General features: G+C 61.1%; 26 protein-coding genes and 1 pseudogene. 16 read left to right on the top strand and 11 right to left on the bottom strand.

Features of this window, described 5'->3' with window-relative positions; genetic code table 11:
- The first annotated feature begins 107 nt into the window (after window positions 1-107).
- The 12 genes from flgF to F753_RS37040 all read left to right on the top strand — a co-directional run bounded on the left by flgF (window position 108) and on the right by F753_RS37040 (window position 10,868).
- Complete coding sequence (flgF, locus tag F753_RS37095; RefSeq protein ID WP_014819774.1) at window positions 108-848, top strand: flagellar basal-body rod protein FlgF; 741 nt, start codon at window positions 108-110, stop codon at window positions 846-848.
- Window positions 849-883: 35 nt separating this feature from the next.
- A complete protein-coding gene (flgG, locus tag F753_RS37090; protein WP_014819775.1) occupies window positions 884-1,669 on the top strand; it encodes a flagellar basal-body rod protein FlgG in 786 nt (261 codons plus the stop codon).
- An 84-nt stretch (window positions 1,670-1,753) separates the two neighbouring features.
- Window positions 1,754-2,449 carry a flagellar basal body L-ring protein FlgH gene (gene flgH / locus F753_RS37085; RefSeq protein WP_023445471.1) on the top strand — a complete coding sequence of 232 codons (696 nt, stop codon included), beginning with the start codon at window positions 1,754-1,756 and terminating at the stop codon, window positions 2,447-2,449.
- 14 nt (window positions 2,450-2,463) lie between these two features.
- Window positions 2,464-3,564: a flagellar basal body P-ring protein FlgI gene (locus F753_RS37080; protein ID WP_023445470.1), complete on the top strand. Its 1,101-nt coding sequence runs from the start codon at window positions 2,464-2,466 to the stop codon at window positions 3,562-3,564.
- Between the two features lie 10 nt (window positions 3,565-3,574).
- A complete protein-coding gene (flgJ, locus tag F753_RS37075) occupies window positions 3,575-4,747 on the top strand; it encodes a flagellar assembly peptidoglycan hydrolase FlgJ (RefSeq protein WP_023445469.1) in 1,173 nt (390 codons plus the stop codon).
- Window positions 4,748-4,750: 3 nt separating this feature from the next.
- The gene (flgK, locus tag F753_RS37070; protein ID WP_023445468.1) at window positions 4,751-6,766 is read left to right on the top strand and encodes a flagellar hook-associated protein FlgK; all 2,016 of its coding nucleotides are present in this window, start codon (window positions 4,751-4,753) and stop codon (window positions 6,764-6,766) included.
- Window positions 6,767-6,777: 11 nt separating this feature from the next.
- Entirely contained in the window at window positions 6,778-8,280 is a 1,503-nt protein-coding gene (gene flgL, locus F753_RS37065) for a flagellar hook-associated protein FlgL (RefSeq protein ID WP_023445467.1), read from the top strand.
- A gap of 122 nt (window positions 8,281-8,402) precedes the next feature.
- Window positions 8,403-8,714, top strand: coding sequence for a ComEA family DNA-binding protein (locus F753_RS37060; RefSeq protein ID WP_023445466.1), 312 nt, complete (start codon window positions 8,403-8,405; stop codon window positions 8,712-8,714).
- A gap of 386 nt (window positions 8,715-9,100) precedes the next feature.
- Window positions 9,101-9,550: a YkvA family protein gene (locus F753_RS37055; protein WP_023445465.1), complete on the top strand. Its 450-nt coding sequence runs from the start codon at window positions 9,101-9,103 to the stop codon at window positions 9,548-9,550.
- A gap of 156 nt (window positions 9,551-9,706) precedes the next feature.
- Window positions 9,707-10,036 carry a helix-turn-helix transcriptional regulator gene (locus F753_RS37050; RefSeq protein WP_023445464.1) on the top strand — a complete coding sequence of 110 codons (330 nt, stop codon included), beginning with the start codon at window positions 9,707-9,709 and terminating at the stop codon, window positions 10,034-10,036.
- On the top strand, window positions 10,033-10,401 hold the full coding sequence (locus F753_RS37045) for a hypothetical protein (RefSeq protein ID WP_003301276.1): 369 nt from the start codon (window positions 10,033-10,035) through the stop codon (window positions 10,399-10,401). Before F753_RS37050 ends, F753_RS37045 begins: the two co-directional genes overlap by 4 nt.
- On the top strand, window positions 10,401-10,868 hold the full coding sequence (locus tag F753_RS37040; RefSeq protein WP_023445463.1) for an SEL1-like repeat protein: 468 nt from the start codon (window positions 10,401-10,403) through the stop codon (window positions 10,866-10,868). Before F753_RS37045 ends, F753_RS37040 begins: the two co-directional genes overlap by 1 nt.
- Here the strand turns inward: F753_RS37040 and F753_RS37035 are convergent.
- Window positions 10,835-12,631, bottom strand: a complete 1,797-nt coding sequence (locus tag F753_RS37035; protein WP_031297713.1) for a bifunctional diguanylate cyclase/phosphodiesterase — start codon at window positions 12,629-12,631, stop codon at window positions 10,835-10,837. The genes F753_RS37040 and F753_RS37035 overlap by 34 nt on opposite strands.
- Before the next feature lie 99 nt (window positions 12,632-12,730).
- Entirely contained in the window at window positions 12,731-14,815 is a 2,085-nt protein-coding gene (locus tag F753_RS37030; protein ID WP_023445461.1) for a carboxy terminal-processing peptidase, read from the bottom strand.
- A 174-nt stretch (window positions 14,816-14,989) separates the two neighbouring features.
- On the opposite strand from F753_RS37030, the gene F753_RS37025 reads away from it, so the two are divergent.
- Window positions 14,990-15,952 carry an NAD(P)H-quinone oxidoreductase gene (locus F753_RS37025; protein ID WP_023445460.1) on the top strand — a complete coding sequence of 321 codons (963 nt, stop codon included), beginning with the start codon at window positions 14,990-14,992 and terminating at the stop codon, window positions 15,950-15,952.
- A 91-nt stretch (window positions 15,953-16,043) separates the two neighbouring features.
- Here the strand turns inward: F753_RS37025 and F753_RS37020 are convergent, their stop codons facing one another.
- From F753_RS37020 to minC, 5 genes are all read right to left on the bottom strand, one after another.
- A complete protein-coding gene (locus tag F753_RS37020) occupies window positions 16,044-17,333 on the bottom strand; it encodes a M18 family aminopeptidase (RefSeq protein ID WP_023445459.1) in 1,290 nt (429 codons plus the stop codon).
- A gap of 113 nt (window positions 17,334-17,446) precedes the next feature.
- A complete protein-coding gene (locus F753_RS37015) occupies window positions 17,447-18,082 on the bottom strand; it encodes an RluA family pseudouridine synthase (protein WP_023445458.1) in 636 nt (211 codons plus the stop codon).
- Between the two features lie 61 nt (window positions 18,083-18,143).
- Window positions 18,144-18,401 carry a cell division topological specificity factor MinE gene (minE, locus tag F753_RS37010; RefSeq protein ID WP_003301267.1) on the bottom strand — a complete coding sequence of 86 codons (258 nt, stop codon included), beginning with the start codon at window positions 18,399-18,401 and terminating at the stop codon, window positions 18,144-18,146.
- Window positions 18,398-19,213, bottom strand: coding sequence for a septum site-determining protein MinD (gene minD, locus F753_RS37005; RefSeq protein ID WP_003301265.1), 816 nt, complete (start codon window positions 19,211-19,213; stop codon window positions 18,398-18,400). Before minD ends, minE begins: the two co-directional genes overlap by 4 nt.
- 96 nt (window positions 19,214-19,309) lie before the next feature.
- Entirely contained in the window at window positions 19,310-20,035 is a 726-nt protein-coding gene (minC, locus tag F753_RS37000; protein WP_003301263.1) for a septum site-determining protein MinC, read from the bottom strand.
- A gap of 158 nt (window positions 20,036-20,193) precedes the next feature.
- Here minC and F753_RS36995 point away from each other — a divergent pair, with 158 nt between their 5' ends.
- Window positions 20,194-21,141, top strand: a complete 948-nt coding sequence (locus F753_RS36995) for a lipid A biosynthesis lauroyl acyltransferase (RefSeq protein ID WP_014819789.1) — start codon at window positions 20,194-20,196, stop codon at window positions 21,139-21,141.
- Between the two features lie 51 nt (window positions 21,142-21,192).
- On the opposite strand, the gene F753_RS36990 is transcribed toward F753_RS36995, so the two are convergent.
- From F753_RS36990 to F753_RS36975, 4 genes and pseudogenes are all read right to left on the bottom strand, one after another.
- On the bottom strand, window positions 21,193-22,035 hold the full coding sequence (locus F753_RS36990) for a pirin family protein (protein WP_023445457.1): 843 nt from the start codon (window positions 22,033-22,035) through the stop codon (window positions 21,193-21,195).
- 94 nt (window positions 22,036-22,129) lie between these two features.
- Window positions 22,130-22,885, bottom strand: coding sequence for an MlaA family lipoprotein (locus F753_RS36985; RefSeq protein WP_023445456.1), 756 nt, complete (start codon window positions 22,883-22,885; stop codon window positions 22,130-22,132).
- A 4-nt stretch (window positions 22,886-22,889) separates the two neighbouring features.
- On the bottom strand, window positions 22,890-24,182 hold the full coding sequence (locus F753_RS36980) for an alpha/beta fold hydrolase family protein (RefSeq protein ID WP_014819792.1): 1,293 nt from the start codon (window positions 24,180-24,182) through the stop codon (window positions 22,890-22,892).
- A gap of 166 nt (window positions 24,183-24,348) precedes the next feature.
- Window positions 24,349-24,572, bottom strand: a pseudogene (locus tag F753_RS36975) (DUF2061 domain-containing protein).
- Window positions 24,573-24,854: 282 nt separating this feature from the next.
- On the opposite strand from F753_RS36975, the gene F753_RS36970 reads away from it, so the two are divergent.
- Complete coding sequence (locus tag F753_RS36970; protein ID WP_023445032.1) at window positions 24,855-25,169, top strand: DUF485 domain-containing protein; 315 nt, start codon at window positions 24,855-24,857, stop codon at window positions 25,167-25,169.
- Window positions 25,169-26,301, top strand: a 1,133-nt coding sequence (locus tag F753_RS36965; RefSeq protein WP_023445455.1) for a sodium:solute symporter family transporter, incomplete at its 3' end; no start/stop codon positions are given. The genes F753_RS36970 and F753_RS36965, both read left to right, overlap by 1 nt.

The raw sequence follows: 26,301 nt of genomic DNA, 5'->3' as shown, positions 1-26,301 counted from the left end.
CCTATATAAATCAGCTTCTTAAGTGGCTCTTTCGGTGATGGCACGCGCCTTGCATTTTTCATCTGCAACAGAATCGCAAGTGTCAAACTCGCGTCTCGGAGATGTCGATGGACAAGATGCTCTACGTGGCCATGACCGGTGCCAGCCAGAATGCGCGGGCCCAGCAGGCCCATGCCAACAATCTGGCGAATATTTCCACCACCGGCTTTCGCCGGGATTTCGAGCAAGCCCGTTCGATGCAGGTCTTTGGCGACAGTCATCCTGCGCGGGTGTATGCGATGTCCGAGCGTCCGGGCACCGACTTCACGCCGGGCACCTTGCAGGAAACCGGCCGTGATCTTGATGTCGCCGTCGAAGGCGAGGGCTGGATTGCGGTGCAGGCGCCAGATGGCAGTGAGGCCTACGTCCGCACCGGCAGCCTGAATATTGACGTGCTTGGCATGTTGCGTACCGCAGACGGTATGCCGGTGCTGGGCAATGGCGGGCCGATCGCGATTCCGCCGGAAGAGAAGGTGGACGTCGGCAATGACGGCACCATCAGTATTCGCGCGCTGGGCGAGGACCCGAACGTTGTGGTCACCGTGGATCGCATCAAGCTGGTCAACCCTGATCCGCAGCAGCTGGAAAAGGGCACTGATGGCCTGATTCGGCTGAAGGATGGCCAGCCTATCGAGCCTGACGCGAACGTACGGGTCGTCTCGGGTTTTCTCGAGGCGAGCAATGTGAATGCGGTATCCGAAATGACTTCCATCCTGGCGCTGTCTCGCCAGTTCGAACTGCACGTAAAGATGATGCGCACCGCCGAAGATGACGCGGCTGCCATGGCGCGCGTACTGCAACTCAGCTAATAGCGTGGCGCCGGCGGCGCACGAGGAGAAAGCTCATGCTTCCAGCACTTTGGGTCAGCAAGACCGGACTGTCCGCTCAGGACATGAACCTGACGACCATTTCCAACAACCTGGCCAACGTTTCTACCACCGGCTTCAAGCGTGACCGTGCCGAGTTTCAGGACCTGCTCTATCAGATTCGCCGTCAGCCTGGCGGTCAGTCCAGCCAGGACAGCGAACTGCCCTCCGGCCTTCAGCTGGGTACCGGTGTGCGGGTGACCGGCACGCAGAAGATCTTCACCGCCGGTAGCCTGCAGACCACCGAGCAGCCGCTGGACATGGCGGTCAACGGTCGCGGTTTCTTCCAGGTACTGCTGCCCGATGGCACGGTTTCCTACACCCGTGACGGCAGCTTCCATCTGAGCTCCGATGGCCAATTGGTGACCTCCAACGGCTATGCGCTGGAGCCGGCCATCGTGGTACCGCCGGAGACCCAGACCTTCACCGTGGGCGAGGACGGCACTGTCTCGGTGACCACCGTGGGCAATCCGCAGCCGCAGATCATCGGCAACCTGCAGACGGCCGACTTCATCAATCCGGCAGGTCTGCAGGCTATGGGCAGCAACCTGTTCCTGGAGACCGCTGCAAGCGGCGCGCCTCAGGTCAGCACGCCAGGCCTGAATGGTCTGGGTACGGTGCTGCAGAACACCCTGGAAAATTCCAACGTCAGCGTCGTTGAGGAACTGGTGAACATGATCACCACCCAGCGTGCCTACGAGATGAATTCCAAGGTCATATCCACCGCCGACCAGATGCTGTCGTTCGTCACGCAGCAGCTCTGATCGCGCGTTCGCCGTTGTATACGGGCACGCACGCCTTGTGCTGCTCGCAGTAGTTTCGATGGCCTGTCATGGCTTGAGGTGTTTATGAGCCGTTTGCTGATCGTTGTGTCGATGTCGTCCGCCCTGGCGCTGGCCGGATGTGTTGCCCCTGCGCCGAAACCGAACGATCCGTACTACGCACCGGTGCTGCCGCGCACGCCGTTGCCGGCGGCGCAGAACAACGGCGCAATCTATCAGGCAGGCTTCGAGACCAATCTCTACGATGACCGCAAGGCCCATCGGGTCGGCGACATCATCACCATCACGCTCAATGAGCGTACTCAGGCCAGCAAGAACGCCTCGTCGCAGCTTTCGAAGGACAGCAGCGCCAACATCGGGCTTGGCTCGCTGTTCGGCGGAGCCGTCTCGATGGCCAATCCGTTGACCGGCAACTCGATGAGTCTGGGCGCCGAGTACGACGCGTCACGAGATACTTCCGGTTCTGGACAGGCCGGACAGAGCAACAGCCTGTCCGGTTCGATCACCGTGACCGTCTCCGAAGTGCTGCCCAACGGCATCCTCGCCGTGCGCGGCGAGAAGTGGATGACGCTCAATACCGGCGACGAACTGGTGCGCATTGCGGGCCTGGTTCGCGCAGACGATATCTCTACCGACAACACGGTCCCGTCTACCCGCATTGCCGATGCACGCATTACCTATTCGGGCACCGGCGCCTTTGCCGATGCGAGCCAGCCTGGCTGGCTAGACCGATTCTTCATGAGCCCGATGTGGCCCTTCTGACCGGAGCTGATGTCATGTGGAAAAAACTGCTTCTGCTCGCGGGTTTGCTCACGCTCTGTGCTGGCGCACAGGCCGAGCGTCTGAAGGATGTCGCGACCATCCATGGTGTTCGTAGTAACCAGCTGATCGGCTACGGTCTGGTTGTCGGCTTGAACGGTAGCGGTGACCAGACCACCCAGACGCCGTTCACCGTGCAGACCTTCAACAACATGCTGGCCCAGTTCGGCATCAAGGTGCCGGCCGGTGGCAACATTCAGCTGAAGAACGTCGCGGCGGTGTCGATTCATGCCGAACTGCCACCCTTTGCCAAGCCGGGACAGACCATCGACATCACCGTCTCGTCTATCGGTAACGCCAAGAGCCTGCGTGGCGGCAGCCTGTTGATGGCGCCGCTGAAGGGTATCGACGGCAACGTCTACGCCATCGCCCAGGGCAACCTAGTGGTAGGAGGCTTCGATGCCGGTGGCGCCGATGGCTCGCGGATCACCGTCAATTCGCCGTCGGCTGGCCGGATCCCGGGTGGCGCGACGGTCGAACGGCCGGTGCCGAGCGGCTTCAATCAGGGCAATACACTGACGCTGAATCTCAACCGTCCGGACTTCACCACGGCCAAGAACATCGTCGATCAGATCAACGACCTGCTCGGCCCGGGTGTAGCGCAGGCGCTCGACGGCGGCTCGATCAGCGTGACCGCGCCGCTGGATCCGAGTCAGCGCGTGGACTACCTGTCGATTCTGGAAAATCTCGAAGTAGAGGTTGGCCAGGCCGTGGCCAAGGTCATCATCAATTCGCGTACCGGGACGATTGTGATCGGCCAGAACGTGCGGGTGCAACCTGCCGCCGTTACCCACGGCAGCCTGACCGTCACCATCAGCGAAGATCCACAGGTGAGCCAGCCGGAGCCCTTCTCGGATGGTCAGACTGTCGTCGTGCCCAACAGCAAGGTAAAAGCCGATCAGGAAGCCAAGCCGATGTTCAAGTTCGGCCCGGGTACCACGCTGGATGAGATCGTCCGGGCGGTGAACCAGGTGGGCGCTGCGCCCAGCGACCTGATGGCAATTCTTGAAGCACTGAAGCAGGCTGGCGCTCTGCAAGCCGACCTGATCGTGATCTAAGGGCAGGGATATGGAAAATCGTCTCGGAAGCGGAGCGCGCGGCCTCGACAGCGGCAGCTACAACGACCTCAATCGTCTCAGCCAGCTCAAAGTTGGCAAGGATCGGGACGGTGAGGAGAACGTGCGCAAGGTTGCGCAGGAGTTCGAGTCGTTGTTTCTCAACGAAATGCTCAAGTCGATGCGTTCGGCAACCGAAGTGCTGGCCAAGGACAACCCGCTGAACAGTCAGGCCAGCAAGCAGTACCAGGATATGTATGACCAGCAGCTGTCTGTCAGTCTTTCGAAGGAAGGCGGTGGCATCGGGCTGGCGGACGTACTGGTGCGCCAGTTGAGCAAGCAGACCGAAACCGCGACACGCAACAATCCCTTTGCCCAGGTTGCGCAGACCGAAGGCGCCGCATGGCCGAGCAAGCCGGCCGCTGCCGTCGAGTCCGCACGAGATGATTCCCGGTTGCTGAATCAGCGTCGTCTTGCGTTACCAGGCCGGGCGATCGAGCGGCAAGTGGCAGATGTATCGGCGACTGCGCAGAAAGCTGCCGCAGAAGGTGCACAGCCTCTGGTCGACCTCGATTGGAACCCCGCCACGGCGTTCGTGCCCCCCAAGGACAAGCCGTTGGTCGTCAATGGTGTCGAGAAAAGTGCGCCCAACGCGCCGAGCAAGACGCGGTTCAATTCGTCCGAAGAGTTCATCGCCACCATGCTGCCCATGGCAGAGAAAGCGGCCGAACGCCTGGGCATCGAGCCGCGTTTCCTGGTCGCACAAGCTGCGCTGGAGACCGGCTGGGGTAAATCCATGATCCGTCAGAAGGACGGCAGTAACAGCCACAACCTGTTCGGCATCAAGGCGACCGGGTGGAAAGGGGAGTCGGCTACCGTGATGACCACCGAGTACGTCAACGGTACGGCAACCCGCGAGAGAGCGGGCTTCCGCGCCTACGATTCGTTCGAGCAGAGCTTCGACGACTTCGTCAGCCTGCTGGAAAACAACGACCGTTATCGGACCGCCATTCAGGTGGCGAGCAATACCGGCGATTCGGAACGCTTCGTCAAGGAGCTGCAGAAAGCCGGCTACGCCACCGACCCACAATACGCGCGCAAGATCAGCCAGATCGCCCGCAAGATGCAGACTTACCAGACCGTTGCCGACGCGAATTCGGTGCCCGCCATGCGGACCAGAGGCTAAATCATGGCTGACCTATTGAGCATTGGCCTTTCCGGCCTGTCTGCCAGCAAAACCCAACTTTCCATCACCGGACACAACATCACGAACGTCAACACGCCTGGCTATAGCCGCCAGGATGCGAGCCAGGCGACACGCTCGCCGCAGTTCAGCGGTGCCGGTTACATTGGATCGGGTACCTCGCTGGTAGACGTGCGTCGCTCCTACAGCGAATTTCTCACCAGCCAGCTGCGTAGCAGTACATCGTTGAACAGTGATGTCGAGGCTTACAAAAGCCAGATCGATCAGCTCGATTCATTGCTGGCTGGCACCACCACCGGTATCACGCCTTCGCTGCAAAAGTTCTTCTCGGCCTTGCAGACAGCTGCCGAGGACCCGGCGAATATCCCGGCGCGTCAGCTGGTGCTGGCGGAGGCTGAGGGATTGGCGCGGCGTTTCAATACCGTATACGACCGACTTTCCGAGCAGAACAGCTTCACCAACAAGCAGATGTCCGCTGTCACCGATCAGGTGAATCGTCTGGCAGGCAGCATCGGTAGCCTCAACGAGGCTATTGCCATCGCCGCGGCCAACGGCAAGCAGCCGAACGATCTGCTCGACGCCCGTGACGAGGCTGTTCGGCAGTTATCGGGCTACATCGGCGTGACGGTTGTTCCTCAGGATGACAGCAGCTTCAACGTATTCATCGGCAGCGGCCAGCCGCTGGTCGTGGGCAGTACGGTAGCCAAGCTGGAGGTCGTCCCAGGGCAGGGCGACCCGAACCGTCATGAAGTGCAGTTCATCAGCGGTGGCTCGCGGCAGGGCATCACCTCGCAGATTACCGGCGGCGAACTCGGCGGGCTGATTCGCTATCGCGAGGAAGTGCTGGATTCGACCATGAACTCCCTAGGGCGCCTTTCGCTGGCCGTCAGTGATCAGGTCAATACGCAGCTGGGACAGGGGCTGGATCTGAAAGGACAGGTCGGTTCGGCACTTTTCGGTAACTACAACGAGCCGGCGCTGGCGAAGTTGCGCGTCAATGCATTTGCCGGGAACAGCAACGCGCAGCCAGTGCTGAACATCACCGACACCAGCGTGCTCACCACCAGTGATTATCTGATGGAGTACGACGCGAGCGGTCCAGAACTCCGGCGACTGAGCGACAACCAGCTGATGAACGTAACGGAGAACCCAACCGGTACGCTGTCGATAGCTGACAAGAATGGAGTCGATCAGGGCTTCCAGGTCCTTCTTGGTAACCCAGCCCCCGCTGTAGGCGACAAGTTCAGTTTGCAGCCGACTCGTCGTGGTGCGGCTGACATCAAGGCGACGCTGGATCAGGCCGATCAACTGGCCTTTGCCGCCCCGGTACGCGCCCAGAGCACGCTGCAGAACAGCGGAACAGGCATGATAGGCCAGCCCGACCTGTTATCTGGACCGTCGCCCATCGACGCGGCTGCGCTATCGACGGCATTTGAGGAGCTGACGCTAACTTATGACGGTAATGGACTGACGCTCCCTACTCCGCCCCCTGCAGGATTAACCCTTTCGCCTGCAAGCATAACGGCCGGGCAGACTAATACGCTGAACCTGACACTGACCACGGGTACTGCACCCAATCAGCAGCAGTACATTTTCGAGTTCACTGTAAGCGGCAGGCCTGCGGCGAACGACACTTTTTCGTTCAACTTCAACCAGAGCGGCGTTTCTGACAACCGCAATGCCTTGAAACTAGTCGACCTGCAAACCAAGCAAACTGTTGGTGTGAGCGCCAATGTCGCCGGTTCTGGCTTCAGCTTCACCGATGGCTACGGCGAACTGGTCGAGCGCGTCGGAACGTTGACGGCACAGGCGCGGATGGATAGCGAAGCAACGGGCTCGATTCTTAAACAGGCCACGGACAACCGCGATTCACTCTCGGCGGTGAACCTGGACGAGGAAGCCGCCAACCTGATCAAGTTCGAGCAGTACTACAACGCTTCGGCCCAGATCATTCAAGTTGCCCGCTCCTTGTTCGATACATTGATCAGTTCCTTCAGGTAATAGGTCGCCTTATGCGCATTTCCACCCTGCAAGCATTCAATAACGGCGTCGCCGGACTGCAGCGCAACTACGCCAATGCGACCCGCACTCAGGAGCAGATCAGTACCGGCAATCGCATCCTTACGCCAGCCGACGACCCGGTTGCGTCGGTGCGTCTGCTCCAACTGGACCAGCAGCAGAACGTGCTGAGTCAGTACAACGCCAACCTGACCGCGGCGAAGAACAGCCTCACTCAGGAGGAGGTCACGCTCAATTCAGTCAATACCGTACTTCAGCGGGTACGTGAGCTTGCTGTACAGGCGGGCAATGGCGGCCTGAGTGCGGAAGACCGGAAGTCGATCGCGGCCGAGCTGACTGAGCGCGAAGACGAGCTGCTGTCGTTGATGAACACCCGCAACGCCCGCGGCGAGTACCTGTTCTCTGGCTTCCAGGGCAAGACGCAGCCCTTCGTGCGCGCCGCCGACGGCAGCTACAGCTACCAGGGCGACGAAGGCCAGCGAAAGCTGCAGATCGCCAGTTCGCTCAATCTTCCGATCAGCGATAACGGCAAATCGATATTCGAGAATGTAACGAATGCTGGTCGCTTGAACAGTGCATTCCTTCCGGCTGATTCAGCGAATCCCTCGTCATTGCAGGTATCGGCACCGCTGGTCGGCGATGAAACTGCCTTCGCGGCAGAATTTCCCCCCACTGGGATCGAGCTGGAATTTGCGGAAGATGGGGCCTATGCCATATATGCTCTGCCCCGGGTAGCGGTATCGCCTCCGGAAATCGAGGAACCGTTGGCGCAAGGGCAAATGGATTCGAATGCCGAAAAGAGTGACAAGCTCGTTTTCCGTGGGATCGAAATTCAGCTCGATGGGACTCCGAGCGTCGGCGATAGGGTGCAGATTCTGGTGCCCAATAGGAACGGTGCCGTAGTCAGTTCCGTGGCAACGGAACCGGCTGGCAAGATTGCGGGTGTCGCGGGTAGCGGTGAAGCGGGTAAGCAGGTCAGCTTCAGTTTCGATGACGGTGAGTTTGGTGATTGGAGCGGAGTGCTGGAATACCCTGAGACCATGCCAATCACTAAGGATGGAGTGTCTATCCAACTTACCCTGAACGCCCCGCCTGTAGCGGGTGATTCTTTTACTGTCAGTCTCACCGGCGAGCCACAGCAGAAACAGGGCATCCTGGAAACCATCGCCAACCTGCGCATGACGCTGGAGGACCCGTCCTCCAGCAACGCCGACATCCGCGACTCAGTGGCGGTGAGTCTGACCAACCTGGACCACGGCATGATCAGCGTCGACGCCGCTCGCGGCAACATCGGCGCGCGTCTGAACGTGATCGAAACAACGCAGACCGACAACGAGGACGTGGCTCTGGTTAACAAATCGGTCCAGGCCGAGCTGCGTGAGCTGGACTACGCAGAGGCGCTGTCCCGGCTGTCGTTCCAGACCGTCATCCTTGAGGCTACGCAGCAGAGCTATGTAAAGATCAGCGGCCTGAATCTGTTCAACGCCATGCGCTGAGCTTGACGAGGTTCGCAAATATGCAACCTCGTTTTTGACATCAGCTGGCAGGCGACTAGATTGGCTGACGCGGAGCAGGAAGTCCCGCGAACGAATACTTTGGTTTTCATAAGGACGTGATTATGCGTAAAGCTATTCTTGCCGCTGCGGCATTCGCCGTACTCTCCGGCTTTTCTTTCGGTGGCTATGCCGCCACTCAGGCACAACCTGCCCCGACAGCTGTGGCTGTCGCCCCGGCCCCAGTGAACCTCAATGATGCCGATGCTGAGACGCTTTCCCGTGAGCTGAGAGGCATCGGTGAAACCAAGGCAAAAGCAATCATCGCTTATCGGGAAGAGCATGGCCCGTTCAGCTCGGTAGATGAGCTGCTCGAGGTAAAAGGCATCGGCTCGGCGACCCTCGACAAGATTCGTGGGCAGCTCAGCATTCAGTAAGGTTTTGGGAGGTCGATCGCAATGATCGACCTCTTTTTTGATTCTCACGTGGATGCTCCTCCCTCAATTCCTAGCCCCCGGAAGTTCGAACGCCCTGTGTCGTCGTCAGTCAAAGTGCTTGTAAAGGCATTGACAATCCGTGGTTATGCACATTCGGAATAGATCGCGGCGTGTCCTACAGGCATGTTTCAATACAATTTCAGCATGAACGTAACCTATTGATTCTTAAGGCCTTAAGCGGCTGGATAAAAAAACACCGATCTGTTGGGCGGCCCCGTAAACAGGGCCTTAGCGGCAACCATCCATAAACTGTTCACAAGGTTATCCACAGCTTCGGTGGATAACATTCACGAGGTCAGGGATGACGCAGGCTGGAGGCAACCCAGATGAAGGCTCCCTGGAATTTCATCCGATATTTTCCGCTCGCGCAGCGTCTGATCAAACGCGGAAAGATCCCCGCGTTACTCTTTGCGGTGGCCCGCAAATCCTCTTCGAAAAGAGGGCTGTTCAAAGGATTGCGAGAAGATCTGGCACTTTTACAGGCGATTTGCGTAGCTTGGTGGCGTGGCGAGTACCGGGCCATCAGTCCTAATGCATTGATAGCTGTGGTGGCCGGCTTGCTCTACTTCCTGTCGCCAATCGACGCCATCCCGGATTGGCTGCCTGGTCTTGGGTTCGTCGACGATCTGGCTGTGCTGGGCTGGGTAATGCGCAAGTGGTCTGGTGAGTTGGAGGCGTTCAGGGTCTGGAGGCAGGCCCAGACTGCGGATCGGCAGGCATCGCTTCAACGCTTGCCTGCGTTGGACGAACCGAAGGCCGGCGGCCAGCCGAGCTGATAGCAGCGGCGTGTGTAGCCGCCGTTTGTCGGTGCCGGATGAGCATTTGCGGTCTCTATCCCGATTCACTAACGCATGCGGCAGGTTGGTAGCTTCAAGGAGCGGCAAGGGCTGTTAAGATTCCGCATCTGATCGAAGACGCCTGGGGATATACGGATGAATGTACAGGTCATCATGCGTGACGGCTCGCCGGAATACGCCGTACTGCCGTGGGACGAGTACCAGGCGCTTTTGAATGCGGTCGGTGTCAAATCGGCCGTTGCCACTTATGTCGCACCCAGTGGCGCTCAGTCACGTCCATCCCTGGTCGAGCTGAGCGCTCTGCGTGAGGCCAAGGGGCTTTCACAAGAGGCGTTGGCGCGCGCTGTGGGGATCAGTCCAGCCTACCTGGGGCTGATCGAGGCGGGAGAGCGCGAACCCGATGCTGCGATTCGTCGAGCACTGGCACGTGCGTTGGAAATTGCCGGCTGGGAGGGCGACGCTTGACGTCAGTATCCATCAGCCGGCACCACTGGCAGGCGCTGCTTGCCGAACTGGATGCCGCTCGCCGGCAGAGGCATCTGGTGACCTACCGTGCGCTGGTCGAGCGGCTCCAGTTGCCCACACCCGCCATGCGAACCCTTACCGCCGCGCTGGAGCACCTCGCTGCGCTGGACGCCCGCTCGGAGCGCCCGTTGCGCAGCGCACTGGTCATCAGTCAGGGTGCTAGTCGTTTGCCCCGCACGGGCTTTTTCGAGTGTGCTGCGCGCTTGGGACGCTTCTCGGGGCCGGCGGACGGTGCCGCCGCTGCATCCTGGCATGCGGGAGAAGTGGCGCGCGTTTTCGAGTTCGTTTATTCGGAGGAGCTCTGATGCTGGGCAGGCTGCGTGCAAGGCTCGGTTATTTAACTGCCCGCAAATTGATGACGTCGCACTACGCGGTTCAGCAGCCGAAGATCTGGCGTTGGATGGAAGGGCAATTCGCGCGGATGGCGGCACTGGGCGACGTGGCGGCGCAGAGTTTCTACGGTCATATCCTGTATTTCCGCGGGCGCGGCTATGGTGCCAAGCTGGAAGGCGTTCGCCTTCTAAGGCTGGCGGCCAAGGCGGGAGATGTGAAAGCGGCATATCAGATGGGCGTCATCAGCCTCAGCGAAGATGCCTCCCACGGCCCGGATGGCAGTGAGGCGGCGCGCTGGTGGTCCCAGGCGGCCGAGGCAGGGCATCCACTGGCGGCGGTTCGCCTCGAGCAACTGTATCGTGCCGGCGGCCACGGCCTGGCCGCAGACCCCCAGCAGGCAGATCGTTACAAGGCGAAGGCGGAGCAACTGGGGTTGTAGGCATCCTGCGTTGGCTGCCCTGCGTCGATCAGGTGGAAGCTCGGGCCGTTCACCTGTTTGGCAAAGCGCTTGGCCTCCGAAGCAAGGGCGGCGAGCCTGCCTGCATCCAGGCGGTCAGTGTGCTCCGGGTGCACGCTGACGATCCCGATCGAGAGTGACAGCAGGGCATAGCGCTGTTTACGCCCGTCACGGCTGGTGGAAATAAAGCAGCCGGCCGCGAGGTGTTCTGGCTGGTAGAAGGCGCTGCTGCGAAGCGCGAAGGCGCTGTGCAAGTCGGCAATGCGCTGCTCCCAGTCGTGACCGCTCAGCACCAGCATGAAATCATCCCCGCCAATATGGCCGACAAAATCCATCTGTGGGTCGACCCGGTCGTTCAGACATTGGGCCAGGCACAGCAGCACTTCATCGCCTTTGGCGTAGCCATACAGATCGTTGAAAGGTTTGAAGTTGTCGATGTCGACGTAACAGACCATCGCCCTACGTCGCTGTAGCAGCAGGCGGGTCAGGCACTGCTGGATAGGGACGTTGCCCGGCAACAGTGTCAGGGGATTGGCGTGGCGCGCCTGCTGAATCTTCAGTTCGGTTATCAACCTCAGAACGTCGATGACGCGGCCCAGACCGAGGTATTGACCTGCCTGTGTAATGACGAAGTCTTCCTCGATTCTTTGACGCGCCCGGCTGGTGAGCAAGCGGCTGACCTGTTGCAACGACTGGTCGAGCTCGACAGCGAGGAAATCCGTGCTCATCAGGCGGCTAAGCGGTTTGCGTGCCAGCAGATCGGTGGCGTAGGGCTTGAGCAGCGCGTCGGAAATGAGATTGCGGTGAAGTATGCCGACCGGCCTGGCGTCAACGTCCAACACTGCGATCGAGTTCAGGGCTGGCTGCAGTCGAAACGCCTCGAGCATTTCAGCGACCGGACGTTCTGCGGACATGGCGGGTTGTCGGATAAGCAGTCCGGACAGGTTGCCGGACTCCTCACCCAGGACCGCCTGCTGGGCCTCCGGGGGTGGCAGGACCTCGTCGATGTCCTGGGCAGGCAACTCCAGCGGACGTCCGAGCAGATAGCCCTGCACCAGATCGATACCCATGCCGGCCAGCACCGCCAGTTCCTCGCGCAGTTCGATACCTTCGGCGATTACGTGGGCACGCGATGCGCGGGCGATCTTCAGGATGGATTCGACGAACTCGCGCTTCACGGGGTCGAGATGGATGCCGTCGATGAAATAGCGGTCGATCTTCACATAGTCCGGTCGCAGCTCGGACCACAGGCGCAAACTCGAATATCCGGCACCAAGGTCGTCGAGCGCTATGCTGAAGCCCATCGAGCGATAGTGATGAAGCGCCTTGTCCAGCAGCTCGAGATCGTCGGCCGGTGCCTGCTCGGTCAGCTCGATGACCACGTTGTCCGCGGAAATGCCATAGGTGTGCAGCAGCTCGAGCGTGCGCCCGGGCTTGTGGGTCGCGTCAAGTAGCGTTTCCGGTGAGGCGTTGAGAAAGAGCTTGCCGCGTAGCGCCCCCTGGCTGTAACGCCGGCACGCTGTTTCGCGGCAGGTCATCTCTAGTTCGTTAAGCCGGCCGGCGTGGCGTGCTGTGGCGAGCAAATTGATCGGGGAGTGCAGCGGGCCGTTAGATGGTCCACGGCTGAGTGCTTCATAACCGAGAATGCGTCGCTCCGAAAGCGAGACGATGGGTTGGAACAGGGTGGTGATGTCGCCGTGAGCAAGGATATGTCCCAGCGTGCTCAACTGCTCGGTGACTGTCATGGAGGTCTCTGGGTGTGAAAAGAAAAGGGCCGAAACGCGGCCCTTTCATTTCACGATGTCGTGATGTCAATTTGATGACATCGCGGCGTTCCACTCGATTCAGTGCTTGGCCATCGCCGAGCTGAGACCGAGGTAATCGAGCAGAATGCGCCCGCTCTCGGAGAGGTAGGCATCATCCTCCGGCTTTGGTTTGTCCGCTTCCGCGTGAGGCGTGTTTTCGTCTTCCTTCTCCAGCTTTGCCAGTGGCTCCTCACCTTTGGCCAGGCGCAATGCATTCTCCAAGGCCAGCTGACGCTTCTCGATATCGGCCTGTTGTGCACGCCGCTTTTCTTCATTGAGGCTGACGGTGGTTTCGTGCATCAGCTCCTGGGCCAGCGCCAGACGATCGCGGGTGAAGACGAAGTCCGGGTTCTCGCCGGTGCGTGCTTCGTGGCGTGCCTTCAGCTCGGCGAGGAAAGGCTTGAACGGGTTCATGTCCGGATTGATCGCCGCGCGGATGCTGTCCCAAGGCAGCGCTTCCGGCAGCGCACTCTCACCGATTTCCTTGGTGTCGACATCGGCAGGGTAGCTGATGTCGGGAATCACACCCTGATGTTGAGTGCTCTGCCCGGATACGCGGTAAAACTTGGCCAGGGTCAGTTTCAGCTCACCATGGTTGAGAGGCTGGATCGTCTGCACGGTGCCCTTGCCGAAGGTCTGGCCACCGAGGATTAAGGCCCGGTGGTAGTCCTGCATCGCGCCGGCGAAGATCTCCGAGGCCGATGCCGAAAGACGGTTGACGAGGACGGCCAGCGGCCCCTTGTACAGCGCGCCGGTCTGTTCATCGGCAAGCACGTCTACGCGGCCATCGCTGTTGCGTACCAGCACAGTCGGACCCTGATCGATGAATAGGCCGGTGAGCTCGGTGGCCTCTTGCAGTGAGCCGCCGCCGTTGTTGCGCAGGTCGATGACCACGCCGTCCACTTTCTCTGCTTCCAGTTCGGAGAGCAGCTTTTTAACGTCACGCGTGGTGCTCTTGTAGTTCTGGTCCCCGGCGCGCAGTGCCTTGAAGTCGAGGTAGAACGCCGGAATTTCGATCACGCCGAGCTTGAAGTTCTGCCCCTGGTGTTCCAGGTTCAGCACCGACTTCTTCGCTGCCTGCTCCTCGAGCTTCACTGCTTCGCGGGTAATGGCGACGACCTTGCTGCTCTGGTCATTCGGCGCGTTGCTCGCCGGGATGACTTCCAGACGCACGACGGAACCCTTCGGGCCGCGGATGAGCTTGACCACCTCATCCAGACGCCAGCCGATGACGTCGACCATCTCATCGTTGGCCTGGCCGACGCCGACAATCTTGTCCGCTGGCGCCAGCTGCTTGCTCTTCTCCGCCGGGCCTGCCGGCACCAGGCGTACGATCTTCACGTGCTCGTTGTCACTCTGCAGCACCGCGCCGATGCCCTCGAGCGACAGGCTCATGTTGATGTCGAAATTCTCCGCGCTGTCCGGCGACAGGTATTGGGTGTGCGGATCGTAGGTCTGCGCGAAGGCGTTGATATAGGTCTGGAAAACGTCCTCGCCACGGGTCTGGTTCAGGCGCGATAGCTGGTTCTTGTAGCGTTTGGTCAGCAGTTCCTCAATGGCCTTCGGCTCCTTGCCGGCGATCTTCAGACGCAATACCTCGTCCTTTACCCGTTTGCGCCACAGGTCATCCAGCTCTGCGGTGTCCTTGGCCCAGGCGGCCTTCTCACGGTCGACCAGCAGCTCCTCGTCGACGCTGAAGTCGAAGCTGTCGACGCCCTTGTCGAGCAGGCTCAGGGCGTAGTTCAGCCGGTTCTGCAAGCGCTCGAGATGACGGGAGTAGATGATGAAACCGGGTTCGAGATTGCCGCCCTTGAGGAAGTCGTCGAACTGGTTGCGCCACTTGCCGAACTCTTCGAGATCAGATGCCAGGAAATAGCTGCGCGAGGGATCGAGCATCTGGATGTAGCTGTCGAAAATCTTTGCCGAACGCGCGTCGTTCAGCGGCGGCTTGTTGTAGTGATGGCGCTTGAGCAGTTCGACGACGTTCAGGCTGGCGATGACCTGTTCACGATCGGGTTGCAGGTAGTCCCAGTTCTCTGGCGTGCTGACGGCTTTGGCCATCGCCAGGGAAGCGTGAAGGCCGAACAGAACGGCGAGAACGGTGCAGGTCAGCGTACGTTTCATGGCTTGGGGGCGACGTAAGGCTAGGGAATAACGCATATTAGGCCATCTAAAGTAGGCGCCGGTTCGTTTTTCCGTCCGGCGGTGGAAAGCACAAGCCCGATGGTTGAGGTGGTCAAAGAAGGCCAGCGAGCGATCAGTTGGGTGGGCATAGATAGGAACCACTATGGAGGCAGCATGAAGGCATTGCAAGGTATCGAGGGGCATCTGGAGTGGGCCGAGCGACCGGCTCCGGCGTGCGGCGATGGCGAAATCCGTATCCGTGTGGCTGCTGCCGGGCTGAACCGTGCGGACCTGCTGCAGCGAGGCGGACACTATCCGCCGCCGGCAGGTGTCACCGACATCCTGGGGCTGGAATGCGCAGGGGTGGTCGCCGAGGTCAGTGGGCGCAGCCGCTGGAAGGTGGGTGATCGCGTGTGCACGCTGCTGGCTGGTGGTGGCATGGCCGAGGAGGTGGTGGTCGATGCCCGTCACGCGCTGCCGGTTCCCGAGGGCATGTCACTGCATGAAGCTGCGGTGATCCCGGAGGTATATGCCACGGCCTGGCTCAATCTCTATCGCCTGGGCGCTTTACTGGCCGGCGACAAGGTGCTGCTGCACGCTGGCGCCAGTGGTGTCGGCTCGGCGGCGATCCAGTTGTGCAAGGCTTTCGGCAATCCCTGCTGGGTCAGTGTCGGCTCGGCTGAGCGGCTGGCCTACTGTGAGTCGCTCGGTGCTCAGGGTGGTGTGCTGCGTGGTGACTCGCTCGAAGCGCTACGCGATTTTGGTCCGTTCGACATGATCCTCGACCCGGTCGGTGCCAAGTACGCCGCATTGAATATGCAGCTGCTGGCGCTGGATGGGCGTTGGGTGATGATCGGCTTGATGGGCGGACGCAAGGCCGAGATGGATCTGGCTGGTTTGCTGGCCAAGCGCATCCAGTTGATCGGCTCGACCCTGCGCAGCCGCGACGCCGATTACAAGGCCGGGCTGCTGGCGGAAATGGAAGAGAAGGTCTGGCCGCTGTTCACCCAGGGCAAGCTTTCGCCGCGTCTGGAGCGAACCTTTGCCATCAGTGATGTGGAGGCTGCATTCGAAACGCTGGCCAGCAACACCGTGTCCGGCAAGGTGGCCCTGGTGATCGATAGCGCGCTTTCCTGATCCGCATCGTCCTGATGTGGACGGAGCCAGATTTCGCTTTGCCTTGATGGATCGAGCAGGTTTGCAGTGCTGCAGACCTGCCCGGTGCGGTTCAAGGCAACTGGCTGCTGGCGTAGAACGCGGTCAGTACCTTGACCAGATGCGCCAGGTCCTGACTACCCGCAAGCTCGCGGATCGAGTGCATGGCGAAGGTCGGCAGGCCGATGTCGACGGTACGCACACCCAGCTGACTGGCCGTGATCGGGCCGATCGTGGAGCCGCAACCCATGTCGCTGCGGGTGACGAAACTCTGCACCGGCACTTCGTTCTCCAGGCAGAGATGGCGGAAGAAGCCGGCAGTTTCGCTGCTGGTGGCGTAGCGCTGGTTGTTGTTCACCTTGATCACTGGACCAGCGTTGAGCTTCGGCCCGTGATTGCCGTCGTGCTTGTCGGCGTAGTTCGGGTGCACCGCGTGGGCATTGTCGGCGGAAATCAGCAGGGAATGGCTGATGGCGCGCTGGAAGTCGTCCTCATCCGGCAGCACGCGACGCAAGACATGCTCCAGGAAAGGGCCATCCGCGCCGCACAGCGAAGTGGAGCCGACTTCCTCGTGATCGGTGCAGACCAGTACGCAGGTGTGCTCGGGTTCGGCGTTCAGCAAGGCCTGCAAGCCCGCAAAGCACGAGAGCAGATTGTCCAGACGCGCGCCGGCGATGAAGTCACCGTGCAGGCCGATGACCGCGGCGCTCTGGGTGTCGTAGAAGCTCAGTTCGAAGTCCAGCACCACGTCGGCGACCAGCCCATGTTCACGGCCGAGCTGATCGGCGAGGAGTGCGCGGAAGTCTGGGCTTTCCTGGCTGGCGATCTGGGCCAGAATCGGCGGTAGCTCGTTCTGCGCGTTGATGGCCCAGCCCTGATTGGCTTCCCGATTGAGGTGAATCGCCAGGTTCGGAATCGTCGCGATCGGAACCTTGAAGTCGATCAGCTGGCTTTCGATGCGGCCATCACGGCTGTAGGTGACACGGCCGGCCAGCGACAGATCGCGGTCGAACCAAGGAGCGAGCAGGGCGCCGCCATACACCTCGACCCCCAGCTGCCAGAAGCCCTGGCGCTGCAGCTCGGGCTGCGGCTTGACCCGCAGGCACGGGCTGTCGGTATGGGCGCCAACCAAGCGCAGGCCGTGTTCGACGAGCGCCTTGCTGCCCAGCTGGAAGGCGATGATGGCCGAGTCGTTGCGGGTAACGTAATAACGCCCGCCCGCCTCGGTATGCCAGACCTCGCGCTCGTCCAGCGCACGGTAGCCGGCGGCCTGTAGCGCCTGGGCGAGATTCTGGGTGGCATGGAACGGGGTAGGGGACGCCTGCAGATATTCGATCAGGCCTTGGTTGAGAGCTTTGCGCATTTCGGACTCCGGACTGCAAGGTCACGAAGTCTATAGCATTCGACACTTGGTAATAAGCGCACCGGCACCGCCTGCATCTAGTAAGTGCGCGCGATGGCACGTGCTTGTCGTCATCAGAACGGTGCGGGGCACTCGAAGCGCAGGCGCTCGCCGGTTTGCGGGTGGGTCAGGGTGAGCATACTGGCGTGCAGACACAGGCGCTCATGGGCTTGCAGGGCTTGCTCGTGGGCATACAGGCGATCGCCGAGCAGCGGATGCCCGATCGACAGCATATGGACTCGCAGCTGGTGGGAGCGGCCGGTGATGGGGGTCAGCTCGACGCGGCTGTAGTCGCCGCAGCGTTCAAGCACGCGCCAGAAGGTCAGTGCGTGCTTGCCCTGCTCGTGGTCGACAACGTGGCGCGGTTTGGTCGGTGGATCGTAGCGCAGCGGCAGGTCGATGCTGCCGCTGTCCTGCCCCGGCTGGCCCCAGCACAGCGCGGTATAGGCCTTCTCCGTTTCACGATCATGGAACTGGCGGGACAGTTCGCGGTGCGTATCGGCATCGCGGGCGAGCACGATTAGTCCGGAGGTTTCCCAGTCCAGGCGATGCACGATGCGCGCTTCGGGATAGCCGTTTTCCTGCAGGCGAGTCACCAGGCAGTCACGGTTGTCTTCGGCGCGGCCCGGTACGGAAAGCAGCAGGGTCGGCTTGTTGATGACCAGCAGGGCGGCGTCCTGATGGACGATCTCGATAGCGCTTAGAGGCATTCGCTTTTCCACAAACGAAGACGGCGACCCGTGGGCCGCCGTTTCTGCACGCCGGTTTCGCTCAGCGATCCGGCAGGGTGATATTGAGTTCGAGAATCGAGCAGCTGCCCTGGTCCTCGAGTGCAACCTGGACCTGATCGCTGTCGATGTTGACGTACTTGCGGATCACCTCGACCAGCTCTTTCTGCAGGGCCGGCAGGTAGTCCGGCTCGGTGCGCTGGCCACGCTCGTGGGCGACGATGATCTGCAGACGCTCCTTGGCGATCGCGGCTGGGGTTTCCTTCTTCTTGCGTTCACGGAAGAAGTCGAAAAGGTTCATTCGCGGCCTCCGAAAAGTCGTTGCAGGAAGCCCGGCTTCTTGACGTCGAGGAAGCGGTGCGCGACTTCCTTGCCGAGCAGACGATCCACGGCGTCGCTGTACGCCTGGCCGGCGTCGCTCTGGTCGTCGAGAATCACCGGGATACCCTGGTTGGAAGCCTTGAGTACGGCCTGCGACTCGGGGATCACGCCCAGCAGGCGGATGGACAGGATTTCCTCGACGTCTTCGACGCCGAGCATTTCGCCCTTGGTGACACGCTCGGGGTTGTAGCGGGTCAGCAGCAGATGCTCCCGGATCGGTTCTTCGCCGTTCTCGGCGCGACGCGACTTGCTCGCCAGCAGGCCGAGCATGCGGTCGGAGTCGCGAACCGAAGAGACTTCCGGATTGGTGACGACGATGGCTTCGTCGGCGAAGTACATCGCCAGGTGCGCGCCCTTCTCGATACCGGCCGGGGAGTCGCAGATGACGTATTCGAAATTCTTGCCCAGCTCGTCGATGACCTTGCCAACGCCTTCCTGGGTCAGCGCGTCCTTGTCGCGTGTCTGGCTGGCGGCCAGCACATAGAGGTTCTCGAGACGCTTGTCCTTGATTAGGGCCTGGGTCAGGGTTGCGTCGCCATTGATGACGTTGACGAAGTCGTAAACCACCCGGCGTTCGCAGCCCATGATCAAGTCGAGGTTCCGCAGACCGACGTCGAAGTCGACGATGACAGTCTTGTGGCCGCGCAGAGCGAGGCCGGTACCGATGGCGGCGCTGGTGGTGGTTTTACCAACGCCACCTTTGCCGGAAGTGACTACGATGATCTTGGCCAAGGTGATTCACCCTAAATATTTAAAAAATCGGGACCTTTCGCCGATTTCAGCGTCAGGATTGCCCGTTTGGTCCTTGAAAATTCGCGGCAGTATCCGTTAAAGGCGGGTGATGTTCAACACGTCGCCGGAGAGGCTGATCTGTACCGCTTCAGCCCAGAGAGGATCGCGTCGCAGGTCCTCGGCTACCTTGTACTGGCCGGCGATGGAGACCATTTCAGCGGTGAGTTGCTGACAGAAGATCCGCGCCGAAGTGTCGCCTTTGATACCCGCCAAGGCGCGACCTCGAAGCGGACCGTAGACATGGATGTTGCCATCGGCGAGAAGTTCCGCACCGGGGCTCACGGGAGCGAGAACGATGAGGTCGCCGCCTTGCGCGTAGACCTGCTGGCCGCCGCGGATGGGGGTGGTCACGACGCGGGTCGGGCGATAGACCGGCTCGGCTGGTTTGGCCGGGGTTTTCGAGCTCAGGTCGACCTGCCGCTCACGAGCACCGGAAGGCGGCAGCACCGGCAGATCGAGCACCGCGGCCGCCTCGAGGTGGGATGGTTCGCTGGCGCGCAGGGCCAGGGTACGCAGACGATGCTTGCGGCACAGGCTGACCAGCGCAGCGATATCGATCTCGCGAGCCGCCTCCGGCAGCTTGTCCAAGGCCAGGACCAGCGGGGTGTTATTGAAGAAGTCCGGCGCCTGCTCGACCTTGGCCGCGAGTTGCTCGTCGAGACGCTCGATGTCGTTGCTGGCGAGTTCCAGCACGGTGATGGCGAGCATGCTGCCCTTGAGCTGGAAGGCTGGGGACTGATCGGTGAGGTCGGCTTGGCTCATGGTCTGTCTGCTACGGTAAATGGCGAGGACTTATAGCGGGGCGCGTCGCTGCCTGCAACCCGCGAGCGGCCTGTGAAGCGATCGCCGGTGTGCTTGGGCTCGGTCAGCGCTGGCGTTTGCCGCTAGAATGCGTCGCTTCATCGGTTGTCGAGCTATTCATGGATCGTCCTCAGTTTCGTGCGTACTTCCTGCACCCGCGCTTCTGGCCGCTGTGGCTGGGCCTGGGCGTGCTGTGGCTGCTGGTCCAGTTGCCATATTCGGTTCTGTTGAAACTGGGGCGCGGGCTTGGCGCACTGATGTTTCGTTTCGCCGGTTCGCGTCGCTACATCGCCCGGCGCAATCTGGAGCTGTGTTTCCCCGAACTGAGTCAGGCGCAACGCGAGCGTCTGTTGCGGGAGAACTTTGCCTCCAACGGCATTGCCTTCTTCGAGATGGCCATGAGCTGGTGGTGGCCGCAGGCACGCCTGCAGCGCCTGGCCAGGATCGATGGGCTCGAGCATCTGCAGCAGGCTCAGGCTGCAGGGCAGGGTGTGATCCTGATGGCGCTGCATTTCACTACGCTGGAGATCGGCGCCGCGCTGCTCGGCCAGCGGCACACCATCGATGGCATGTATCGCGAGCACAAGAATCCGCTTTTCGACTTCGTCCAGCGTCGCGGGCGCGAACGGCACAACCGTGATGCGAGTGCCATCGAGCGTGAGGATGTACGGGCGATGCTCAAGGTATTGCGCGCAGGGCGCGCCATTTGGTACGCGCCGGACCAGGACTATGGGCGCAAACAGAGCCTGTTCGTACCGCTGTTTGGCGTCCAGGCGGCGACCGTCACCGCCACCACCAAGTTCGCCCGGCTGGGCAGGGCGCGGGTCGTACCTTTCACCCAGGAACGCCTGGCGGACGGTTCGGGGTATCGACTGGTGATCCATCCGCCGCTGCAGGACTTCCCGGGTGAAAGTGAAGAGGCGGACTGCTTGCGGATCAACCAGTGGATAGAAGAGGCGGTCAGTGCGGTACCCGAGCAGTACCTCTGGGCGCATCGCCGCTTCAAGACCCGCCCGGTAGGCGAGCCCAGCTTGTATAAAAAGAGGAAGACGCGTTCGGCCGTCTAGTGGACTGCCATTTCCGCCAGGCCTGGCGTCTTCCCGGGCAGATCGTGCAGGTCAGGCCAACGTACCGTCCCGGAAGTCTCGCAGCGCCTGCTCGATCTCCTCGCGGCTGTTCATCACGAATGGCCCGTACTGCACGATCGGCTCACCGAGTGGGCGGCCTGCCAGCAGCATCAGCCGGGCGCCACGTTCGCTGGACAGATTGAGCTCGCCGTCCTGGGACATCTGAACCAACTGGCCTTTGCTCACCGCCTGCTCACCCACCCGCAGCGTCCCTTCATAGACGTAGAGCAGCAACCGATGGCCATCCGGTACTTGCGGCGAGACGGCACTCTCGGCTGAAAGCTGCAGGTCGAACAGCAGAGGCTCGGTATCGGGCCGCTGCACGATCCCGTGCTGTTCGATATCGCCGGCCTTGAACGCGCCGGCGATGACCTTGGCCTGCACGCCGCCCGGCAGGGCGAGTTGCGGTATTTCGGCCGGGGCGAAATCCCGATAGTCCGGATCGCCGAGCTTGGCGTGGGAGGGCAGGTTCAACCATAGCTGGAAGCCGCGCATGGTGCCTTCCTGCTGCTGCGGCATCTCGCTATGGATGACGCCGCGCGCTGCGGTCATCCACTGCACGCCACCGCTCTCCAGCAACCCCACATTGCCCATGTGATCCTCGTGGCGCATGCGTCCTTCGAGCATGTAGGTGATGGTTTCGAAGCCGCGATGTGGGTGGGGCGGGAAGCCGGCAATGTACTCGTCAGGGTCGTTGGAACCGAACTCGTCGAGCATCAGGAACGGATCGAAGCGCTCCGGGGCAGCGCCGCCGAAGACGCGGGTCAGGCTGACGCCGGCGCCATCGGACGTGGCGCGGCCGCTGGTGATGGAAAGAATTTCACGCTGGGACATGATCGAATGCCTCTCGGGTTGAATTCGCCAAGAGTAGGTGGGTGGCTTCGATCAATGGGTGCGTTATATCGCTACAAAAGATCGATAAAGCGGATTATTCCTCTACCAGCAGATCCCGCGCCCGGCTGTAGACGTAGCGCACCTTCTCGTATTCGAACGGCGAATTGAGCTGACCGTAGCGGAAGCTGGTGACATGCCGCGCATTGACGGCCCGCAGCGCCGTCAGGCTCAACTCGCCGCCGGTGGTTTCGGAATACTGCAGAAACTCCACCTGCCGCTCGACGGCGAAGTCGGCCACGCGGCCCGTGGTGTCGCGCAGGTTGGACGGGCCCAGCGCCGGAAGAATCAGGTACGGCCCCTGGGGAACGCCCCAATAACCGAGGGTCTGGCCGAAATCTTCGCTCTGACGCGGCAGCCCCATGCGCGTTGCCGGGTCCCAGAGGCCGCCCACACCCAGGATGCTGTTGAACAGGAAACGTGCAGTGGCGTTCGCCGCGCGCTGGCCCTTGAGTTGGGCCAGGCTGTTGAACAGCGTCGGCACTTCGCCGAGGTTGCTGAAGAAATTGCTCACGCCAGTGCGCACCGGCCGCGGCGTGACGTAGCGATAGCCGCGCACCACCGGCAGCATCACCCACTGATCGAGTCGATAGTTGAAGTGGTAGATGCGCCGGTTGACCGACTCGAACGGATCGTAGACGTCCAGTGCCTGGAAGGTGGCGCGCTCGAACTCGCGCTGATCCAGACCGGGATTGAACTCCAGATTGCGCAGCGGATGGGTGAAACCATCCTCATCCACCTTCGGCGTGTCGGCAAAGGCCAGACCACTCGCCAGAAGCAACGGCAGCAGCATTCCTTTAGCCACGGAAGAACTCCAGCATGTGTTGAGTGTTTACGCGGTAGTTGAGGTTGCCGCAGTGGCCGCCTCGCGGATAAAGGGTCAGGCGATCACCGAAGGTACGACGCAGGAAGCCGAGGTCACCCTCGCCGAGGATCAGGTCGTCGGCGTTGTGCATGACGGCGATCTTCGGACTCTGGCGCAGGTAATCCTCCAGTGCGTACAGGCTGACCTGCTGGATCAGCTGGGTCAGGCTGCCGCCGTCGTACTGGGCGCGCCACATCGGAATCACCTGCTCGGTGATGTAGCAGTCGAAGCTGCACAGCAGTGCGCGCTTGAAGAACGGCTCCAGACGGGTGCCTTCGTTGATCGGATACTCGGGCGGTGTGATCAGGCCGCGACGGTTGATCAGGTCGGAGGTGAAGGTGATATCCGCGGCGGAGAAGCGGAACACCGAACCGATGAGCATCGCCATCTGCTCGTCGCTGAGCTTCAGGTTCGATTGCTGGAAGTCGTAGAGAACGGCCTCGTCGAGGTCGATATAGCCCTTCTGACGGTAATAGCGCGTGAGCTTTTCCAGAATCACTTCGTAGAAGGTGGTGTGGTCGTTAATGCCTTCGACGCGGGTCTGCACCAGCTTGTCCAGGTTGCTGACCGAGGTGTAGAGGTTGACCGGCGGATTCAGCAGCAGCACGCGCTTGAAGTTGAAGCTGCGACGGGTTTCGTCCAGCTGGCTGACGAACGCGGCATTCAGGGCGCCGAGGCTGTAGCCGGTGAGGTGGTATTCGGTCACGGGCAGCTTGTGGTGCTGCGCGCGAACCGCCTGCATGACCCGGTACAGGTCCTTAGCGTCGTCGCTGCTGATACCCGGCGTTGCATAGCGCGAAGCGGCAGACATGAAGTCATAACTGGTCGGTGACGATAGCTGCACCACATGGTAGCCGGCGCCGTAGAACAGACGCTTCAGGGCTTCGGTCTTGCCTGCCGAATAGCGCGCGCCGGTACCGGAAATGATGAACATGAGTGGCGCGGGGCCGCTTTGCCGAGCGAGCCGATAACGCAGCTTTTTGACCGGCCAGAAGTTGTCCGGCAGGGTGAACTCGCGTTCGGGACGCAGGCGCAGGTTGTAGTCGGCCTGGTCGATATCATCATCGGTCGGCACTTCGGCGCGTAGCTCGTTGGGCGTACCGGCGATGGTGGCTTCGAAGGGGTTGGACAGCGGGAAGCCGTACTCCTCGACAGTCAGATCGGCGGCGTGGACAGGCGCAACGACCAGGGCGAGCAGGGCGGTCAGGCGCAACAACAGCTGCATGGTGCTTCTCCGTTAACAGGCCCGGCTGGCCTGTGGCAAGGCAGCGACGGGGTCCCGCGCTACCTGTCCCAATAGAACTGCATCGGCCGCACAATGCAAGCCAACTTCACTATGGCAGCGCGGTTGCGGATTCGATCCCTGCGCAGGATGAGAAATGACGACGGCGTCAGGCGTGATGGTGCAGCCAGGCATGTTTGGGGATGGGCATCTTGCTTGCCGGCTGCGTTCGAAACGCTGCCAGAGCTTCTCGTGGAAGTAGAAGCCCACCGAGTTGCACAGCGGTTCGACGGTGGCGACCAGGCCGTCAATGGCGATGCTGCCAGTCAGTGCATAGGTCACCGAAAAGGCGATGCAGAAGTGCATCAGGGTGAACGTCACGGTCTTCAGCATGGCCCCGTCTCCTTGTGCAGTCGAGAATCGTTCTCGCGATGGAGAGAGTCTGGTCGAGCCCGGGCAATGTCTGAAATCAACGTTTCGCATGTGCGACATAGCGCCACACTATTTGTATGTGGATTTGTTGCGGCGCCCCATTTTCCGCGGCTGAACGGCTCTACGACGGGTGTTTTTGTGAACTGCATTCAGACCAAAGTCGGGGTGGTGTTCATCCGACCCAAGCCTAAAGTAGCCGCCCCTGCTCCCACCGGGGGGTAGCGACCGTGGAGACAGATTCCAATGCACAATGAAAATGTTTACCGGCAGATCTATGCCAATCCGCGTTTCCAGGAACTGGTTGCCAAGCGCGGCCGTTTTGCCTGGCTGCTATCGGCTGTCATGCTCAGCGCCTACCTGGCGTTCATCCTGCTGATCGCCTTCGAGCCAAAGATCCTCGGCATTCCGCTGTCCGCCAATACCGTGACCACCTGGGGTATCCCGGTTGGCGTCGGGGTGATCTTCATGGCGTTCATCCTGACCGGTGTCTATGTGCAGCGTGCCAATGGTGAGTTCGATCGCATCAACCAGGAAATCCTCAACGAGGCACAGAAATAATGATCCTGCGTTTCCTGATGGCTGCCTTCCTCCTGGCAGTCTCGCCTGCGCTGCTCGCCGATGCGATTACCGGCGAAGTCCAGAAACAGGCCACCAACTACACCGCCATCATCATGTTCGTGGTGTTCATCGTCTTCACCATGGGCATCACCAAGTGGGCGGCCAAGCGCAACACCTCCACGGCTGATTACTACACCGCGGGTGGTAGCATCACCGGCTTCCAGAACGGCCTGGCTATCGCCGGCGACTTCATGTCGGCGGCATCCTTCCTGGGCATTTCCGCGCTGGTCTACACCAGCGGCTACGACGGCCTGATCTACTCCATCGGCTTCCTCGTCGGCTGGCCGATCATCCTCTTCTTGATGGCCGAGCGCCTGCGCAACCTGGGCAAGTTCACCTTCTCCGACGTGGCGTCCTATCGCCTCGGTCAGACGCAGATCCGTCTGCTCTCCGCGTTCGGTTCGCTGATCGTGGTGGCCTTCTACCTGATCGCGCAGATGGTCGGCGCCGGCAAGCTGATCCAGCTGCTGTTCGGTCTGGACTACTACGTAGCCGTGGTGCTGGTCGGTGTGCTGATGGTCATGTACGTGCTGTTCGGCGGCATGCTCGCCACCACCTGGGTGCAGATCATCAAGGCGGTCCTGCTGCTGTCCGGCGCCTCTTTCATGGCCATCATGGTGATGAAGAGTGTCGGTTTCGACTTTGGCAGCCTGTTCGCCGAAGCAGTGAAGATCCACGAGAAAGGCGCTCAGATCATGAGCCCGGGCGGCCTGGTTTCCGATCCGATCTCGGCGATCTCCCTCGGCCTGGCGCTGATGTTCGGCACCGCTGGCCTGCCGCACATCCTGATGCGCTTCTTTACCGTCTCCGACGCCAAGGAAGCGCGCAAGAGCGTGTTCTACGCCACCGGCTTCATCGGCTACTTCTACATCCTGACCTTCATCATCGGCTTCGGCGCGATCCTGCTGGTCAGCACCAACCCGGACTTCAAGGACGTGACCGGCGCCATCGTCGGCGGCACCAACATGGTCGCCATCCACCTGGCCAGCGCGGTGGGCGGCAACCTGTTCCTCGGCTTCATCTCCGCGGTCGCCTTCGCCACCATTCTCGCCGTCGTGGCGGGGCTGACCCT

The sequence above is a fragment of the Stutzerimonas chloritidismutans AW-1 genome (assembly GCF_000495915.1).
GTDB lineage: Bacteria > Pseudomonadota > Gammaproteobacteria > Pseudomonadales > Pseudomonadaceae > Stutzerimonas > Stutzerimonas chloritidismutans.
The sequence above is the reverse complement of the archived record's forward strand: the minus strand, read 5'-3'. Positions and strand labels throughout refer to the sequence as shown.

What these genes read in the sequence shown, in the direction of transcription:
- flgF (WP_014819774.1), top strand. Translation starts at nt 108, where the DNA reads ATGGACAAGATGCTCTACGTGGCCATGACCGGTGCCAGCCAGAATGCG.
- flgG (WP_014819775.1), top strand. Translation starts at nt 884, where the DNA reads ATGCTTCCAGCACTTTGGGTCAGCAAGACCGGACTGTCCGCTCAGGAC.
- flgH (WP_023445471.1), top strand. Translation starts at nt 1,754, where the DNA reads ATGAGCCGTTTGCTGATCGTTGTGTCGATGTCGTCCGCCCTGGCGCTG.
- F753_RS37080 (WP_023445470.1), top strand. Translation starts at nt 2,464, where the DNA reads ATGTGGAAAAAACTGCTTCTGCTCGCGGGTTTGCTCACGCTCTGTGCT.
- flgJ (WP_023445469.1), top strand. Translation starts at nt 3,575, where the DNA reads ATGGAAAATCGTCTCGGAAGCGGAGCGCGCGGCCTCGACAGCGGCAGC.
- flgK (WP_023445468.1), top strand. Translation starts at nt 4,751, where the DNA reads ATGGCTGACCTATTGAGCATTGGCCTTTCCGGCCTGTCTGCCAGCAAA.
- flgL (WP_023445467.1), top strand. Translation starts at nt 6,778, where the DNA reads ATGCGCATTTCCACCCTGCAAGCATTCAATAACGGCGTCGCCGGACTG.
- F753_RS37060 (WP_023445466.1), top strand. Translation starts at nt 8,403, where the DNA reads ATGCGTAAAGCTATTCTTGCCGCTGCGGCATTCGCCGTACTCTCCGGC.
- F753_RS37055 (WP_023445465.1), top strand. Translation starts at nt 9,101, where the DNA reads ATGAAGGCTCCCTGGAATTTCATCCGATATTTTCCGCTCGCGCAGCGT.
- F753_RS37050 (WP_023445464.1), top strand. Translation starts at nt 9,707, where the DNA reads ATGAATGTACAGGTCATCATGCGTGACGGCTCGCCGGAATACGCCGTA.
- F753_RS37040 (WP_023445463.1), top strand. Translation starts at nt 10,401, where the DNA reads ATGCTGGGCAGGCTGCGTGCAAGGCTCGGTTATTTAACTGCCCGCAAA.
- F753_RS37035 (WP_031297713.1), bottom strand. Translation starts at nt 12,631, where the DNA reads ATGACAGTCACCGAGCAGTTGAGCACGCTGGGACATATCCTTGCTCAC.
- F753_RS37030 (WP_023445461.1), bottom strand. Translation starts at nt 14,815, where the DNA reads ATGAAACGTACGCTGACCTGCACCGTTCTCGCCGTTCTGTTCGGCCTT.
- F753_RS37025 (WP_023445460.1), top strand. Translation starts at nt 14,990, where the DNA reads ATGAAGGCATTGCAAGGTATCGAGGGGCATCTGGAGTGGGCCGAGCGA.
- F753_RS37020 (WP_023445459.1), bottom strand. Translation starts at nt 17,333, where the DNA reads ATGCGCAAAGCTCTCAACCAAGGCCTGATCGAATATCTGCAGGCGTCC.
- F753_RS37015 (WP_023445458.1), bottom strand. Translation starts at nt 18,082, where the DNA reads ATGCCTCTAAGCGCTATCGAGATCGTCCATCAGGACGCCGCCCTGCTG.
- minE (WP_003301267.1), bottom strand. Translation starts at nt 18,401, where the DNA reads ATGAACCTTTTCGACTTCTTCCGTGAACGCAAGAAGAAGGAAACCCCA.
- minC (WP_003301263.1), bottom strand. Translation starts at nt 20,035, where the DNA reads ATGAGCCAAGCCGACCTCACCGATCAGTCCCCAGCCTTCCAGCTCAAG.
- F753_RS36995 (WP_014819789.1), top strand. Translation starts at nt 20,194, where the DNA reads ATGGATCGTCCTCAGTTTCGTGCGTACTTCCTGCACCCGCGCTTCTGG.
- F753_RS36990 (WP_023445457.1), bottom strand. Translation starts at nt 22,035, where the DNA reads ATGTCCCAGCGTGAAATTCTTTCCATCACCAGCGGCCGCGCCACGTCC.
- F753_RS36985 (WP_023445456.1), bottom strand. Translation starts at nt 22,885, where the DNA reads ATGCTGCTGCCGTTGCTTCTGGCGAGTGGTCTGGCCTTTGCCGACACG.
- F753_RS36980 (WP_014819792.1), bottom strand. Translation starts at nt 24,182, where the DNA reads ATGCAGCTGTTGTTGCGCCTGACCGCCCTGCTCGCCCTGGTCGTTGCG.
- F753_RS36970 (WP_023445032.1), top strand. Translation starts at nt 24,855, where the DNA reads ATGCACAATGAAAATGTTTACCGGCAGATCTATGCCAATCCGCGTTTC.